This window comes from Ensifer sp. BR816 (assembly GCF_000378985.1).
In the GTDB taxonomy this organism is placed as follows: domain Bacteria; phylum Pseudomonadota; class Alphaproteobacteria; order Rhizobiales; family Rhizobiaceae; genus Sinorhizobium.
On record NZ_KB905370.1, the window covers coordinates 4,062,847 to 4,076,816 of the forward strand.

At 64.4% G+C, this 13,970-nt stretch carries 13 protein-coding genes; 6 read left to right on the plus strand and 7 right to left on the minus strand.

Annotation, left to right across the window (positions count from 1 at the left end):
• Nucleotides 1-7: 7 nt before the first annotated feature.
• The 3 genes from RHIBR816_RS0119500 to RHIBR816_RS0119510 are packed head-to-tail and all read right to left on the minus strand — an operon-like array spanning nucleotide 8 to nucleotide 1,577.
• Nucleotides 8-697, minus strand: coding sequence for an MIP/aquaporin family protein (locus RHIBR816_RS0119500; protein WP_018238269.1), 690 nt, complete (start codon nucleotides 695-697; stop codon nucleotides 8-10).
• Nucleotides 697-1,224, minus strand: a complete 528-nt coding sequence (locus RHIBR816_RS0119505) for an arsenate reductase ArsC (RefSeq protein ID WP_018238270.1) — start codon at nucleotides 1,222-1,224, stop codon at nucleotides 697-699. Before RHIBR816_RS0119505 ends, RHIBR816_RS0119500 begins: the two co-directional genes overlap by 1 nt.
• The gene (locus tag RHIBR816_RS0119510) at nucleotides 1,221-1,577 is read right to left on the minus strand and encodes a helix-turn-helix transcriptional regulator (protein WP_018238271.1); all 357 of its coding nucleotides are present in this window, start codon (nucleotides 1,575-1,577) and stop codon (nucleotides 1,221-1,223) included. Before RHIBR816_RS0119510 ends, RHIBR816_RS0119505 begins: the two co-directional genes overlap by 4 nt.
• Nucleotides 1,578-1,619: 42 nt before the next feature.
• Here RHIBR816_RS0119510 and RHIBR816_RS0119515 point away from each other — a divergent pair, with 42 nt between their 5' ends.
• Nucleotides 1,620-2,144 (plus strand): DUF6428 family protein, encoded by a 525-nt coding sequence (locus RHIBR816_RS0119515; RefSeq protein WP_018238272.1) that lies wholly within the window; start codon nucleotides 1,620-1,622, stop codon nucleotides 2,142-2,144.
• 9 nt (nucleotides 2,145-2,153) lie between these two features.
• On the opposite strand, the gene RHIBR816_RS0119520 is transcribed toward RHIBR816_RS0119515, so the two are convergent.
• The 3 genes from RHIBR816_RS0119520 to RHIBR816_RS0119530 are packed head-to-tail and all read right to left on the minus strand — an operon-like array spanning nucleotide 2,154 to nucleotide 3,433.
• Complete coding sequence (locus RHIBR816_RS0119520) at nucleotides 2,154-2,603, minus strand: GFA family protein (RefSeq protein ID WP_018238273.1); 450 nt, start codon at nucleotides 2,601-2,603, stop codon at nucleotides 2,154-2,156.
• Nucleotides 2,600-3,064 (minus strand): SRPBCC domain-containing protein, encoded by a 465-nt coding sequence (locus RHIBR816_RS0119525; protein ID WP_018238274.1) that lies wholly within the window; start codon nucleotides 3,062-3,064, stop codon nucleotides 2,600-2,602. Before RHIBR816_RS0119525 ends, RHIBR816_RS0119520 begins: the two co-directional genes overlap by 4 nt.
• Before the next feature lie 30 nt (nucleotides 3,065-3,094).
• Nucleotides 3,095-3,433, minus strand: coding sequence for a helix-turn-helix transcriptional regulator (locus RHIBR816_RS0119530; RefSeq protein ID WP_018238275.1), 339 nt, complete (start codon nucleotides 3,431-3,433; stop codon nucleotides 3,095-3,097).
• A gap of 217 nt (nucleotides 3,434-3,650) precedes the next feature.
• Here RHIBR816_RS0119530 and RHIBR816_RS0119535 point away from each other — a divergent pair, with 217 nt between their 5' ends.
• Nucleotides 3,651-7,028, plus strand: coding sequence for an ATP-binding protein (locus RHIBR816_RS0119535; protein WP_018238276.1), 3,378 nt, complete (start codon nucleotides 3,651-3,653; stop codon nucleotides 7,026-7,028).
• A complete protein-coding gene (locus RHIBR816_RS0119540) occupies nucleotides 7,021-7,944 on the plus strand; it encodes a response regulator (RefSeq protein ID WP_018238277.1) in 924 nt (307 codons plus the stop codon). Before RHIBR816_RS0119535 ends, RHIBR816_RS0119540 begins: the two co-directional genes overlap by 8 nt.
• A 340-nt stretch (nucleotides 7,945-8,284) precedes the next feature.
• On the opposite strand, the gene RHIBR816_RS0119545 is transcribed toward RHIBR816_RS0119540, so the two are convergent.
• Nucleotides 8,285-9,613: a dicarboxylate/amino acid:cation symporter gene (locus tag RHIBR816_RS0119545; RefSeq protein ID WP_018238278.1), complete on the minus strand. Its 1,329-nt coding sequence runs from the start codon at nucleotides 9,611-9,613 to the stop codon at nucleotides 8,285-8,287.
• A 230-nt stretch (nucleotides 9,614-9,843) separates the two neighbouring features.
• On the opposite strand from RHIBR816_RS0119545, the gene RHIBR816_RS0119555 reads away from it, so the two are divergent.
• The 3 genes from RHIBR816_RS0119555 (at nucleotide 9,844) to RHIBR816_RS0119565 (ending at nucleotide 13,952) form a co-directional block, all read left to right on the plus strand.
• Nucleotides 9,844-11,718: a sensor histidine kinase gene (locus RHIBR816_RS0119555; RefSeq protein WP_018238280.1), complete on the plus strand. Its 1,875-nt coding sequence runs from the start codon at nucleotides 9,844-9,846 to the stop codon at nucleotides 11,716-11,718.
• Nucleotides 11,715-13,079 carry a sigma-54 dependent transcriptional regulator gene (locus RHIBR816_RS0119560; protein ID WP_018238281.1) on the plus strand — a complete coding sequence of 455 codons (1,365 nt, stop codon included), beginning with the start codon at nucleotides 11,715-11,717 and terminating at the stop codon, nucleotides 13,077-13,079. Before RHIBR816_RS0119555 ends, RHIBR816_RS0119560 begins: the two co-directional genes overlap by 4 nt.
• 72 nt (nucleotides 13,080-13,151) lie before the next feature.
• Nucleotides 13,152-13,952 (plus strand): potassium channel family protein, encoded by an 801-nt coding sequence (locus tag RHIBR816_RS0119565; RefSeq protein ID WP_018238282.1) that lies wholly within the window; start codon nucleotides 13,152-13,154, stop codon nucleotides 13,950-13,952.
• Nucleotides 13,953-13,970 lie beyond the last annotated feature (18 nt).

Here is a 13,970-nt window from a genome sequence, read left to right on the forward strand (position 1 = left end):
CGGAAGATCAGGCGATGCGCCTGCCTTCCGGTGGATCGCGCGGCTGCAGCAGCCAACTCATCAACAAGAGCGCGGAAACCGCACCGATCAACTCGGCACCGATGAAGCCGGGAAGATCGGCGGGGCGAATGCCGGAGAATGTGTCGGTCAGCGATCGCGCCACCGCCACGGCCGGGTTGGCAAAGGAAGTCGATGCCGTGAACCAGTAGGCGGCGGTGATATAGAGGCCGACCAGCCAGGGCACGGATTTCTGCTCGAAACGGATGCCGGCGAGGATGATTGCGACGAGGCCGAAGGTCGCCACCCATTCTGCGAACCATTGCGCTTGCCCGGTACGCATCTTCGTCGACCATTCGAGGACCGGATGATCGAACATCAGATGCGCAACGATCGTGCCCACTATGCCGCCGGCGACCTGGGCGAGGACGTAACCGGCGAGATCGCGTCGCGGCAGGGAGCGCGACAGCGCGAAGATCAGCGACACGGCGGGATTGAAATGCGCCCCGGAGATCGGTCCGAGGATGGTGATCAGCACCACCAGAATCGCGCCTGTTGCGAGCGTGTTTCCGAGCAAGGCGAGTGCCGTATCCGCTGTCAGCGACGCGGCCATGATGCCCGAGCCGACGACCGTTCCGACAAGCAGCGCCGTGCCTAGTCCCTCGGCGACCAGGCGGCGGGGGAGATCGTACGGCGACATCAGCGCGCCTCGGCCTGGGACGTGGAGCCTTCGAGACGGCCGATTTCATGGAGCTTCGTCTCGAGCGCGAGCTTGTCGAGCGAGGCGATCGGCAGGGCTGCGAAGACCGCTATGCGGTTCTTCAGGTATTTCGCCGCAAGCGCAAAGGCGCGGCCCTTCTCGACATCCGAACCCTCGACGGCAGCGGGGTCCTGGATGCCCCAATGCGCAGTTGCCGGATGGCCGATCCAGACCGGACAGGCCTCGCCGGCGGCATCATCGCAGACCGTGAAGATGAAGTCCATTTGCGGAGCGCCTGGCTCGCCAAAGGCGTCCCAGCTCTTCGACGAGAACCCGGTCGTGCGATGGCCGAGCGCCTCGAGCGTCTTCAGCGCCCAGGGGTTGACCTCACCCTTCGGCTGGCTTCCGGCCGAGAAGGCGCGGAAGCGCCCCTTCCCCTCCGCCTCGAGTATGGCTTCCGCCATGATCGAGCGCGCGGAATTGCCGGTGCAAAGAAAGAGGACGTTGTAAACCCGATCGTCGTTCATTGGCATTTCCCCTCCACGGTAGACGCGCAGCAGGCCGCGATGGCAGCGGCCGGTGCGCAGATTTCAGGGTGGCCGCCACAGCAATCTTCCATCAGGAAGCGTACAAGGCTGCCGAGCGCATCGTAATTGGCCGAGTAGATGATCGATCTCGACTCGCGCTGCTGGGTAATCAATCCCGCTCGCTCCAGTTCCTTCAGATGGAACGAGAGATTGGAAGGCGAAACTTCGGCCTTCTCCGCAATTACGCCCGCCGGCATGCCGTTCGGGCCTGCAATGACCAGCATGCGGACGATCTGCAGGCGCGTTTCCTGAGAAAGCGCGCCGAACGACGCGAGCGCTTGACGTTCATTCATATTTCAACAATCCTTGAATTATTGAAACGAGGAATAACGCAGATGAATGCGCTCGACAATACCAAAATTCAGAATGACGAAATCGCGCTCGGGCTCCTGCTTGAGACACTGGCAGGGGCGGCAGAGTCTCCCCTCGTCTTTCACTACGACGGACGGCCGATCAAGGCCGGATATCATGTAACGGAGGTCAAGGCCGGGCAGTTCGCGGCGCTCGACTGCGGTGCCAATCCGGAAAGCTGGGCGGAAATCTTCGTGCAGCTGTGGGATGTGGATGGAGACGACCGCGCACATATGCCGGCCGGCAAATTCTCTGCAATCATCCGCAAGGTGTCGGATCACGTGCAGCTCGATGGATCGGCGAAGCTCACCTTCGAGGTCAGCGACGGCGTGCGCCCGATGCAGCTCTATCGTGCGTCGCTCCCGCGCCTGCGCGACGATGCCCTGCATGTGCAACTCGTGCCCAGGCCGGCGAGCTGCAAGCCGCGCGATCGATGGCTCGCCGAGGAGAAGCGCACGTCGGCTGCCTGCTGCGGCCCCGCCACATCGAAGAGCGCCTGCTGCCCGTGATCGGCAGGCTTACAGATAGCCGGTCACCGCCGGCGCCCGGTCCCAGGCATTGTGCCGGCCATCCTCATGGACGATCGGCGCATTCGCCAGTTCCTCGTCGGTCGCATCGTCGAGGCAGGCGATGTTCACCGCGTGAAACGGTCCGCCTAACATCTCGAAATCGGCGCTGGCGAAGGGACGGACGCCGCAGTGCTTGCAAAAGACATGGCCGATCGCGCGCTCGCCGAAGCGGTATTCTGTCAGAGCCTCCTCACCGGAAAGCAGGGAGAAATCCTCCGGCGTCACGAAGATTTTCCAGAAGCGCGTCTTGAGGCAAGAGGAGCAGTTGCAGCGGAAGGTCGTCGTCCACCATACGCCCGGCCGCGCCGGCTCCGATCGCTCGCCTTCCGGCGCAGGGTCGAGATTTGCGGAAAAGCGGACCGCTCGGCAATGGCAGCTGCCGTGATAGGTCTTCTTCATTGGATGTCCTCCTTCCGGGCAACGACATAGGCAACGAGACGATCAATGCATTCGCCCCAACCTTCAGCATGCGAATCGCGGCTCTCGACGGTTGCGAAGGGCGCTTGGTGGAAAGTGAGCCTTGTGCCGCCCGCCACCTCCTCGAAGGTGACGGTGATCAGCGTGTTGATCGCGTCCTCTTCCTCCCAGATGAAAGTGAAGACGATGCGGCTCGGCGGCACGATCTCCCGATAGGTGCCGTGGGCCCAGTAGTCCTGCCCTTCAGGCGAGCGGATGCAGCTGCGCCAGGCGCCGCCTTCACGAAAATCCGCCGCGATGCTGGGCGCCGTGAAGTCCTTCGGCCCCCACCAGCGTACGAGGTGCGCGGGTGTGGTCCAGACTTCGAAGGCTAGCTCGCGGGGCGCGGCAAGGTCGCGCGTGATGGTGAGGGCGATCTCCTCCTTGAGAGATGGAGCATTCATCGGCTTCTCCCTTATCAGACAGGTTCGATTTCATTTCCGATCCGATTTGTCGTTGCGCTGCAGTTCATCGAGATAGCTGTCGAGCCGGTCGAAGCTGCCCTCCCAGAACTGGCGATAGCGCCCAACCCAATCGGCAATTTCCTTCAATGGCTCCGCCTGCAGCCGGCAAGGCCGCCACTGCGCGTTGCGGCCGCGCGCTATGAGACCCGCGCGCTCCAGCACCTTCAGATGCTTGGAGACGGCTGGCAGGCTCATGTCGAACGGAGCCGCCAGTTCGTTCACCGTTGCCTCGCCCGCGGCAAGACGGGTGATAATGGCCCGCCGTGTCGGGTCGGCCAGGGCCGACAGCGTGCAGCTCAACTGATCCATGCCTGTATTTAACCTATAAGATAATTAACCTTGCGGTTTATTACAGGAGAGTCTGCTCCTGTCAAGCTGAAAGGCCACGCGTCTCCACCGCGACTACGAGCACGAAGCCGTTTCGAGCTTGCTTTTGCACTTTCTGCATTGCATAAATTTCATGCGTCGCTTTCTCTTGCCGAGAAAATAGGCAGAGACCGGCGGATACAGCAAACGACGAGGCACCATGGCGGCACGCCAGCGCATCATTCCCGTTCGGCGAGAATACAATCGCTGGGTCGCCAACCAGACGCTGGAAGACTATGCGCTGCGCTTCACCGCCAAGAGTGCGCGGCGCTTTTCCTCGGAGCGGATCTCGCAGACGGCGATCGGCGCGATCTCCTTCCTGGCGCTCGAAGCGATCGGTGGCGCCATCACCATGTCCTACGGCACCACCAATGCGATCGTCGCGATCCTCGTCGCGAGCGTGATGATCCTCGTCGTCGGGCTGCCGATCAGCCGCTACGCGATCCGCCACGGCGTCGACATCGACCTTCTGACGCGCGGCGCGAGCTTCGGATATATCGGCTCGACGATCACCTCGCTGATCTATGCGAGCTTCACCTTCATCCTCTTCGCCATCGAAGCATCGATCATGTCGGGCGCATTGGAGCTGGCGCTCGGCATACCGGTCTGGATCGGCTACATCGTCAGCGCCGTCATGGTGATCCCGCTCGTCACCCACGGCGTGCGACTGATCAGCAAGTTCCAGCTCGTCACCCAGCCCTTCTGGATCGTGCTCAACATCCTGCCCTTCGCCTTCATCGCTTTTGCCGACTGGGAGAAGGTGGGGCTCTGGCTCGCCTATGCCGGCATTCACCACGCCTCCGGCCCGGCCGGCACCGTCGCGCCCTTCGATCTCGCCGAGTTCGGCGCCGCGTCGGCGGTGATCTTCGCGCTGATGGCGCAGATCGGCGAACAGGTCGATTTCCTGCGCTTCCTGCCGCCGGACGGCCAGAGGAAGCTGCACCACCGCATCGCCGTGTTCCTCGCCGGCTCCGGCTGGGTGATCGTCGGCGCGCCGAAACTGCTCGCCGGCTCTTTCCTCGTCGTGCTGGCGCTGAGCGCCGGCGTGCCCTCGACCAGGGCGGCCGATCCGGCGCAGATGTACTACACCGCCTTCGGCTATATCGTCCCATCGGAGACGGCAGCGCTCCTGCTGATGGTCGCCTTCGTCGTCGTCTCGCAGCTGAAGATCAATGTGATGAATGCCTATGCCGGGTCGCTTGCCTGGTCGAACTTCTTTTCGCGGCTGACCCACAGCCATCCGGGCCGGGTCATCTGGCTGGTCTTCAACGTGGCGATCGCGCTCTTGCTGATGGAGCTCGGCATCTACCGGCTGCTCGAGGAGACGCTCGGCATCTTCTCGATCATCGCCATGGCCTGGCTCTCGACGATCTCCGCCGATCTCTTCCTCAACAAGCCGCTCGGCCTCTCGCCTCCAGGCATCGAGTTCAAGCGCGCCCATCTCTACGACATCAATCCCGTCGGCCTCGGCACCATGGGCGTCTCGGCGCTTCTGGCGCTCGCCGCGCATTTCGGCGCCATGGGCGAGATCGCCGCCTCGCTGGCACCCTACATCGCCCTCGTCACAGCCTTCATCGTCTCGCCGCTCATCGCCTGGGGAACGGAGGGCAAGTTCTATCTCGCCCGCAAGCCGCGCAAGAGCTGGCTTCGCGAAAGCGAGATCACCTGCTCGATCTGCGAGCATCCGTTCGAGCCGGAAGACATGGCCTGGTGTCCGGCCTATGCCGCGCCGATCTGCTCGCTCTGCTGCTCGCTCGACAGCCGCTGCCACGACATGTGCAAGCCGAAGGCGCGGTTGAATACCCAGATCGCGACGGTCGCCAAGGCGGTGCTGCCGGACACGATCGTCGCAAAGCTCGCCACAAGGCTGGGGCGCTACGCAATTTCGGCGGTGATCTCGATTACCGGCATCGGCATCATCCTGGCGATGATCGCCCACCAGACGACCGCCGCCTCGCCGGAGACCGCCGCCGTCGTTGAGCGGACGATCGCCGTCGTCTTCTTCGTCTTCGCCATCCTCGCCGGCGTCGTCTCCTGGTTCTACGTGCTCGCCCATGACAGCCGCGTCGTGGCCGAGGAGGAATCCTCCCGCCAGAACACGCTGCTGCTGAAAGAGATTGCCGCCCACAAGAAGACCGACGCGGCGCTGCAGAATGCCAAGGAAGCGGCCGAGTCCGCAAACCGGGCGAAGAGCCGCTACGTCGTGGGCTTGAGCCACGAGCTGCGCACGCCGCTCAATGCCGTGCTCGGCTACGCGCAGATCCTCGAGCGCGACGAGACGATCCCGCAATCGCGGCAGTGCGCGATCAAGGTAATCAAGCGCAGCGCCGATCACCTTTCCGGCCTGATCGACGGCCTGCTCGACATTTCGAAGATCGAGGCCGGCAAGCTGCAGGTTTATTCGAACGAGATCAACATTCACGATTTCCTCGACCAGATCGTCGACATGTTCCGCCCGCAGGCGCAGGCCAAGGGGATCGGCTTCGAGCACAACCGCAGCCCAACGCTGCCGCAATATGTGAAGACCGACGAGAAACGGCTCAGGCAGATCCTCGTCAACCTCCTGTCGAACGCCCTGAAATTCACCGATCGGGGCCAGATCCGCTTCGACATCGGCTATCGCAGCCAGGTGGCGACCTTCACCATCGAGGACAGCGGCCGCGGCATCAGCGACCGGGACCTGCCGAAGATCTTCGATCCCTTCCAGCGCGGCGACGCCGAGCACCGCATGCCGGGCCTGGGTCTTGGCTTGACGATCACCCGACTGCTGACCCAGACGCTCGGCGGCGAAATCTCGGTAACCAGCGAGAAGGACAGGGGCACCGCCTTCAAGGTGCGGCTGATGCTCTCGGCCGTCGACCGACCGGCGGCGCTCATCGACCCGGTGCGCAGGATCAGGTCCTATAGGGGCCCGCACCGCACCATTCTTGTCGTCGACGACAATGCCGACCACCGCGAGCTGATGCGCGAGGTGCTCGCTCCGCTCGACTTCACCGTTCTTTCGGCAACGAGCGGCGCCGACTGCCTGGCGCTCATCGAGGGGACGTGGCCGGATCTCTTTCTGATCGACATCTCGATGCCCGGCATGGACGGTTGGGAACTGGTGACGAAGCTCCGGGAGAGCGGCCAGACGGCGCCGGCGATCATGCTGTCGGCCAATATCGGCGACGGCTCGGCGGCCGGCGCGATCGGCCACAACGATACGCTCGCCAAGCCCTTCGGCGTGCGCCAGCTCACCGACAAGCTGGCGATCCATCTCGGGCTCGAATGGATCCATGAGGGCGACGTCAAGGACGCGCCCGCCAACGGCAAGGCCACCGTGACCAGCCCCGGCGACCAGCATGTGAGGGAATTGATAGAGCTCGGCGAAATCGGCTACGTGAGAGGCATCGAGGCGAAACTGACGGAGATTGCCCTGAACCCGGAGAACCAGGCCTTTGCCGAGGCGGCCACTGCCTATGTCCGGGCCTTCGACCTTGCCGGCTACGATGCCTTCCTGAAACGGCTGCTTCCCGAGGAGACGACCGCCCGTGCCTGAGGCCACGAACCCGCGCGACATCGTGCTGCTCGTCGACGATTCTCCGGAAGCGCTCGGATTCCTGACCGAGGCGCTGGAACAGTCCGGCTTTTCCGTGCTGATCGCCACCTCCGGCCATGCGGCGCTCAACATCGCCGACCGCATCACCCCCGACCTCATTCTGCTCGACGCGGTGATGCCCGGCATGGACGGCTTTGACACCTGTACGCGATTGAAGGCGAATGCCTCGGTCGCCCAGGTGCCGGTTGTCTTCATGACCGGGCTGACCGAGACGGAACATGTTGTGCGGGCGCTTGAGGCCGGCGGCGTCGACTATCTGACCAAGCCGATCAACATCGACGAGCTGCGCGCCCGCATCCGCGTCCATCTTTCCAACGCCCGCTCGGCCCAGAGCGCCCGCGTCGCGCTCGATGCCGCCGGACGGCACCTGCTGGCCGTGCGCGGCGACGGCACCGTGCGATGGTCGACGCCGCAGGCGACCCGCCTCGTCAACGCCGCCACCGGCAGCGACGACGGACTTGCAGTGGTGGCCGCCCGCATTGCCGCCTGGATGCGGGCGCGGGAGAAACAGGGGAGCGACAAGCAGGGCAGCCTGACGCTCCACCAGGCCGGACAAACGGGCCTGCAGATTTCCTACCTCGGCGCCATCGGCGCCAACGAGTATCTCTTTCGCCTGACCGCCGAGAACGGGATGAGCGACGACGAGATGCTGCGCCAGCATTTCCATCTCACCCAGCGCGAGTCCGAGGTGCTGCTCTGGATCGCCAAGGGCAAATCCAACCGCGACATCGGCGAGATCCTGGGCTTAAGCGCCCGCACCGTCACCAAGCATCTGGAACAGATCTATGTGAAGCTCGGCGTCGAGAACCGCGCCTCGGCGGCGGTCAAGGCGACGCAGGTGCTGCACGGGATTTAGATTTCACCACTCAATGGCTCAGATAGGCTCGGGCGTCTGCGGACCCGGTACCCCCCTCTGGCCTGCCGGCCATCTCCCCCACAAGGGTGGAGATCGACCCGCGGCGAGCCAATCGTCCGAAGAGAGACGTTTGCAGATGCGGAAATCATTTTGACAGGCGCACCGGGCGTGCCACATCCGATCTCCCTCCTTGTGGGGGAGATGGCCGGCAGGCCAGAGGGGGTGTCGCCATCCGCTGACATTGCAACTGTCGCCATAACCCTCGCACCAAAAAAAAGACGCGGCCTGGAATACCAGACCGCGCCAAACCGCACTCATCGTGCGTTGCCTGGGAGGCAAGTTATTCCGCGGGCTGAACCGCAACCGCCGGGATAGTCTCGACCGGCTGATCGCCGCCAAGTGCCGCCGAGAGCTGCGCCTGGTCCAGTTCGCCTTCCCACTTGGCCACCACCAGCGTCGCGACCGCATTGCCGACGAAGTTGGTGAGCGCCCGGCACTCGGACATGAAGCGGTCGATGCCGAGGATCAGCGCCATGCCGGCGACCGGCACGGAGGGAACGACGGAGAGGGTGGCGGCGAGCGTAATGAAGCCGGCGCCGGTGATGCCGGCCGCACCCTTCGAGCTCAGCATGGCGACGAGCAGCAGCAGGATCTGGTCGCCATAGGAGAGCGGGGTGTCGGTTGCCTGGGCGATGAAGAGCGCCGCCAGCGTCATGTAGATGTTGGTGCCGTCAAGATTGAAGGAATAGCCGGTCGGAATGACGAGGCCGACGACCGAGCGCTTGCAGCCGGCCTTTTCCATCTTGTTCATCAGGCCCGGCAGTGCGGCCTCCGAGGAGGAGGTACCGAGCACCAGCAGGAGTTCTTCCTTGATGTAGCGGATCAGCGCCACGATCGAGAAGCCGTTATAGCGGGCCACCGCGCCGAGCACGATGAAGACGAACAGGAACGAGGTGAGGTAGAAAGTGCCGATCAGCATGGCGAGGTTGGCGATCGAGGCGACGCCGTATTTGCCGATGGTGAAGGCCATGGCGCCGAAGGCGCCGATCGGGGCGGCCTTCATCAGGATCGCCACCAGCCGGAAGATCGGCAGCGTCAGCGCCTGCAGGAAATCGACGACCGGCTCGGCTTTCTTGCCGACCATCGCGAGCGAGATGCCGAAGAGCACCGAGATGAACAGCACCTGCAGGATGTCGCCCTCGGCGAAGGCGCCGACGAGCGTCGTCGGGATGATGTTCATCAGGAAGCCGGTGATCGACTGCTCATGTGCCTTCGCCGCATAGGAGGCGACCGCCTTCGCGTCGAGCGAGGCCGGGTCGATATGCATGCCCGCACCCGGCTGCACGACGTTGGCGACGATGAGGCCGATGACGAGCGCAAGGGTGGAGAAGGTCAGGAAGTAGATCATCGCCTTGCCGGCGACGCGGCCGACTTTGGCGAGATCGGTCATCCCGGCAATACCGGTCGCGACCGTCAGGAAGATCACCGGCGCGATGATCATTTTCACGAGCTTGATGAAGGCATCGCCGAGCGGCTTCAATTGCGTGCCGAGCTCGGGATAGAAATGGCCGAGCAGGATGCCCGCGGCGATCGCCGCTAGGACCTGGACATAGAGATGGCGATAAAAGGGTGTCTTGCCGCGGACCTCCGCGGAATGTTCGATGATCATGGTATCCTCCACCTGGGCGCCCAGTCCGGCGACCTGCCGGCCTCCCGGGCCACTTTTCCGAAGATCGACAGCCGCGGCTGCCTTGTGGAGCTTGTTTGCAACGGGCGTGCCAGTTTGACGGTCGCCAGATAAATAATTGAATTTACTTGATTTAAATCGATGGCTTCGGGGATCAGGTAATCGTCTTGTGCGGAAATCCGCACAGCTCGGCTGGCGCGCCGGGCGAAAACATGCACAATGCCGCCATGACCAAATACCCGCCCGGCACGGACGATCTTGGCATGCTGCGCCGCCGGTCGCGGCAGTCGTGGCTGCTGTTTGCGGTCGTGGCGCTGATGCTTCTGGTCGCGGGCCTCCTCCTTGCCGGGGCATATGGACGGTCGCAGGCGCTCGCCGAGCTTGCCGAGCAGAGCCGGCTCGACGCCAGCCTGAAAGCCTCGCTGTTAAGGGCGGTTGTCGAGCGGCAGCGGGCCCTGCCGCTGGTTCTTTCCGACGATACCGCCATTCGCCAGGCGCTCACCTCGCCGAGCCCGCAGTCGCTGGAGCCGATCAATCGCAAGCTCGAAAGCCTTGCCGCAAGTGCCGAGGCGGCCGTCGTCTACCTGATCGGCCGCGACGGTGTTGCCGTTGCCGCCAGCAACTGGCGGGAGCCGACGAGCTTCGTCGGCAACGACTACGCTTTCCGCGACTATTTCCGGCTGGCGATGCGTGACGGCAAGGGCGAGCATTTCGCCATGGGGACCGTCAGCCGGCGGCCAGGCCTCTATATTTCGCGGCGCATCGACGGACCAAACGGGCCGCTCGGCGTGATCGTCGCCAAGCTGGAATTCGACGGCGTCGAAGCCGATTGGCGCGTGACGGACAAGCCGACCTATGTCACCGATCGGCGCGGCATCGTGCTGATCACCAGCCTGCCCTCCTGGCGCTTCATGACGACGCGGCCGATCCCCGACGACCGCCTTGCCGGGATTCGCGAGAGCCTGCAGTTCGGCGACGCGCCGCTGCTGCCGCTGCCTTTCGATCGGATCGAGGCCCGGCCGGACGGCGCCTCGACGCTGGAGGCGCTGCTGCCCGGCGACGGCACCGAGGCCTTCCTGCGCGTCGAGACGCCGGTGCCATCCACCGCCTGGCGGCTCGAGCAACTGTCGCCGCTGAAGGCGGCGCTGGCGGCCGGGGCGCGGGAGATGCGGCTCCTCATGCTTGCCGCATTGGTGCCGCTCCTGGCACTGGCCGCATTTCTTCTGCGGCGGCGGCAGGTAGTGGCGATGCGATCGGCCACGGAGCGGTTGGCGCGCACCGAGCTGGAAGAAAAGGTCGAGGCGCGCACACGTGACCTCAGCATGGCCCGCGACCGCCTCGAAACCGAGATCGCCGACCACCGGCAGACGGCCGCGAAGCTGCAAGCCGTCCAGCAGGATCTGGTCCAGGCCAACCGACTGGCGATCCTCGGGCAGGTCGCGGCAGGCGTCGCCCATGAGATCAACCAGCCGGTGGCGACCATCCGCGCCTATGCCGACAATGCCCGCACTTTTCTCGACCGCGGCCAGAGCGCGATCGCCGCCGAGAACATGGAGACCATTGCCGAACTCACCGAGCGCGTCGGAGCGATCACCGACGAGCTGCGGCGCTTCGCCCGCAAGGGCCATTTCGCCGCCGAGCCGACGGCGATGAAGGACGTCGTCGAGGGGGCGCTTCTGCTCTTACGCAGCCGCTTTGCCGGCCGCATGGACGCGATCCGCATCGAGCTGCCGCCGGACGGCTTGAAAGCGCTTGGCAATCGCATCCGGCTGGAACAGGTGCTGATCAACCTGCTGCAGAACGCGCTGGAGGCGATCGGCGATCGCGACGACGCGGCGATCCGGGTGCGCTGCGAGGAGACGGCGGGCGGCATCGCGCTCACCGTCGCCGACAATGGACCAGGCATCCCGGCCGACATCCTGGACGAGCTGTTCACCCCCTTCAACACCTCGAAGGAGGAGGGACTCGGCCTCGGCTTGGCGATCTCGAAGGAAATCGTGAACGACTATGGCGGCACGATCGAAGTTGAGAGCAGCCCGTCCGGAACGACATTCACCGCGCATCTGAAGAAGGCTGACGCGCAATGAACCGCGCCCCCTCCGTATTCCTGGTCGATGACGACCGCGACCTGCGCAAGGCGATGCAGCAGACCTTGGAACTTGCCGGCTTCACCGTGTCGCCCTTCGCCAGCGCGGCCGAGGCGCTTGCGAAACTCGACTCCAATTTCGAGAGCGTCGTCATCAGCGATATCCGCATGCCGGGCATGGACGGGCTCGCATTCTTCCGCCGGATCGCCGCGCTCGACGCCGATCTGCCGGTGATCCTGGTCACTGGCCATGGCGACATACCGATGGCGGTCCACGCGATCCAGGACGGCGTCTATGACTTCATCGCCAAGCCCTTTGCCGCCGACCGGCTCGTCCAGAGCGCCCGGCGAGCGCAAGAGAAGCGGCGTCTGGTGATGGAGAACCGCGCGCTGCGCCAGGCAGCGGAAGCGGCGTCGGAAAGCCTGCCGCTGATCGGCCAGACGCCGGTGATGGAACGGCTGCGCCAGACGCTGAGGCACATCGCCGACACCGACGTCGACGTGCTGGTTGCCGGCGAGACCGGCAGCGGCAAGGAGGTCGTGGCGACGCTTCTGCACCAGTGGAGCCGGCGCCGCAGCGGCAATTTCGTCGCGCTGAATTGCGGCGCGCTGCCGGAAACGGTGATCGAGAGCGAGCTGTTCGGCCATGAGCCCGGCGCCTTCACCGGCGCCGTCAAGAAGCGCATTGGCCGGATCGAGCATGCGAGCGGCGGCACGCTGTTTCTCGACGAGATCGAGGCGATGCCACCGGCAACGCAGGTCAAGATGCTGCGCGTTCTCGAAGCCCGCGAAATCACGCCGCTCGGCACCAACATTGTCCGCCCGGTCGATATCCGCGTCGTCGCCGCTGCCAAGATCGACCTCGGCGACCCGGCCGAGCGCGGCGATTTCCGCGAGGATCTCTATTACCGCCTCAACGTCGTGACGCTCTCGATCCCACCCTTGCGCGAACGCCGCGAGGATATCCCTCTGCTCTTCTCGCATTTCCTGAAGCGCGCCTCGGAGCGTTTCGGACGGGAGGTGCCGGAGATCTCCGCGCCCACCCGCGACCACCTGATGTCACATGCCTGGCCCGGCAACGTGCGCGAACTCTCGCATTTTGCCGAAAGGGTGGCGCTCGGGGTGGAGGCCAATCCCGGCAAGCGCGCCGCCCCGCCGGTGCCGAGCAACGGCACCCTGCCCGAGCGGCTGGAGCGCTACGAGGCCGATATTTTGAAAGAGGCGCTGACCGCCCATCGCGGCGACGTCAAGGAAACCCTGCTGGCGCTCGGCATTCCGCGCAAGACCTTTTACGACAAACTGCAGCGCCACGGGATCAACCGGGCGGACTATGTTGGACGGGCCACGGCCGGGGAATCCTGACGCCGCCCGGTCTTTGCGGGCGCGGCCGCCGCAAGTGCTTGACGGCGAACGTCCCGCGCCTATGTCCAGCGCATGGATATGACCAAGCGCAGGCGATCCGCCTCCACCAATGTCCGTGCGCTTCGGATCGCACTGCAGCGCATCGAACGCGGCCGCGATCCTTCAGCGCTGCGTTGGCAAGCGCTGCTCGCTTTCATCGACCTCAGCATCCTCGCCTTCTTCATCTTGGGTCCCTATCTTCGGGAAGGCCCCACCTATCTCATCATCGACTACACGATCGCCGCCTGGATCGGCGCCGAACTGCTGGCGCGCGCCCTTTCGGCTCCGTCGCTTCGCGTTTTCCTCAGAAGGCCGATGACATGGATCGACTTCATCATCCTCGCCACCCTTCTGTTCCCGGACCTCTTGTTCAATTTCGCCTTCCTCAGGGCCATGCGGATCTGGGCGATCGGCAGAAGTCCACTGCTTCGCGAAGGCCTGCGCCGTATCGGCGGGGCGCATCATCAGGATGTCGTCCGCGCCTGCCTGAACTTCCTGGTCTTCCTGTTCATGATGACGGGCTTCGTCTACACGACCTTCTTCTATGCGCAGGAAGGCGGCGAAGGGTTCGTCGACGCGCTCTATTTCACCGTGGCGACGGTCACCACGACCGGCTTCGGCGACATCACGCTGCCCGGTACATTGGGCAAGCTCACCTCCGTCGTAACGATGATCATCGGCATCTCGCTGTTCGTCCGGCTCGCCCAGGCGGTGGTGCGTCCGCACAAGGTGAACTTCCCCTGCCCCCAATGCGGGCTGCAGCGGCACGACCTCGATGCCGTCCATTGCAAGGCCTGCGGCCACCTGCTCAATATCCCCGACGAGGGCAATTGAGAGGGCACGAACGCGGGC

Excerpts from the sequence above, each read along its gene's own strand:
- RHIBR816_RS0119500 (WP_018238269.1), bottom strand. The coding sequence starts at position 697 with ATGTCGCCGTACGATCTCCCCCGCCGCCTGGTCGCCGAGGGACTAGGC.
- RHIBR816_RS0119505 (WP_018238270.1), bottom strand. The coding sequence starts at position 1,224 with ATGAACGACGATCGGGTTTACAACGTCCTCTTTCTTTGCACCGGCAAT.
- RHIBR816_RS0119510 (WP_018238271.1), bottom strand. The coding sequence starts at position 1,577 with ATGAATGAACGTCAAGCGCTCGCGTCGTTCGGCGCGCTTTCTCAGGAA.
- RHIBR816_RS0119515 (WP_018238272.1), top strand. The coding sequence starts at position 1,620 with ATGAATGCGCTCGACAATACCAAAATTCAGAATGACGAAATCGCGCTC.
- RHIBR816_RS0119520 (WP_018238273.1), bottom strand. The coding sequence starts at position 2,603 with ATGAAGAAGACCTATCACGGCAGCTGCCATTGCCGAGCGGTCCGCTTT.
- RHIBR816_RS0119525 (WP_018238274.1), bottom strand. The coding sequence starts at position 3,064 with ATGAATGCTCCATCTCTCAAGGAGGAGATCGCCCTCACCATCACGCGC.
- RHIBR816_RS0119530 (WP_018238275.1), bottom strand. The coding sequence starts at position 3,433 with ATGGATCAGTTGAGCTGCACGCTGTCGGCCCTGGCCGACCCGACACGG.
- RHIBR816_RS0119535 (WP_018238276.1), top strand. The coding sequence starts at position 3,651 with ATGGCGGCACGCCAGCGCATCATTCCCGTTCGGCGAGAATACAATCGC.
- RHIBR816_RS0119545 (WP_018238278.1), bottom strand. The coding sequence starts at position 9,613 with ATGATCATCGAACATTCCGCGGAGGTCCGCGGCAAGACACCCTTTTAT.
- RHIBR816_RS0119555 (WP_018238280.1), top strand. The coding sequence starts at position 9,844 with ATGCACAATGCCGCCATGACCAAATACCCGCCCGGCACGGACGATCTT.
- RHIBR816_RS0119560 (WP_018238281.1), top strand. The coding sequence starts at position 11,715 with ATGAACCGCGCCCCCTCCGTATTCCTGGTCGATGACGACCGCGACCTG.
- RHIBR816_RS0119565 (WP_018238282.1), top strand. The coding sequence starts at position 13,152 with ATGGATATGACCAAGCGCAGGCGATCCGCCTCCACCAATGTCCGTGCG.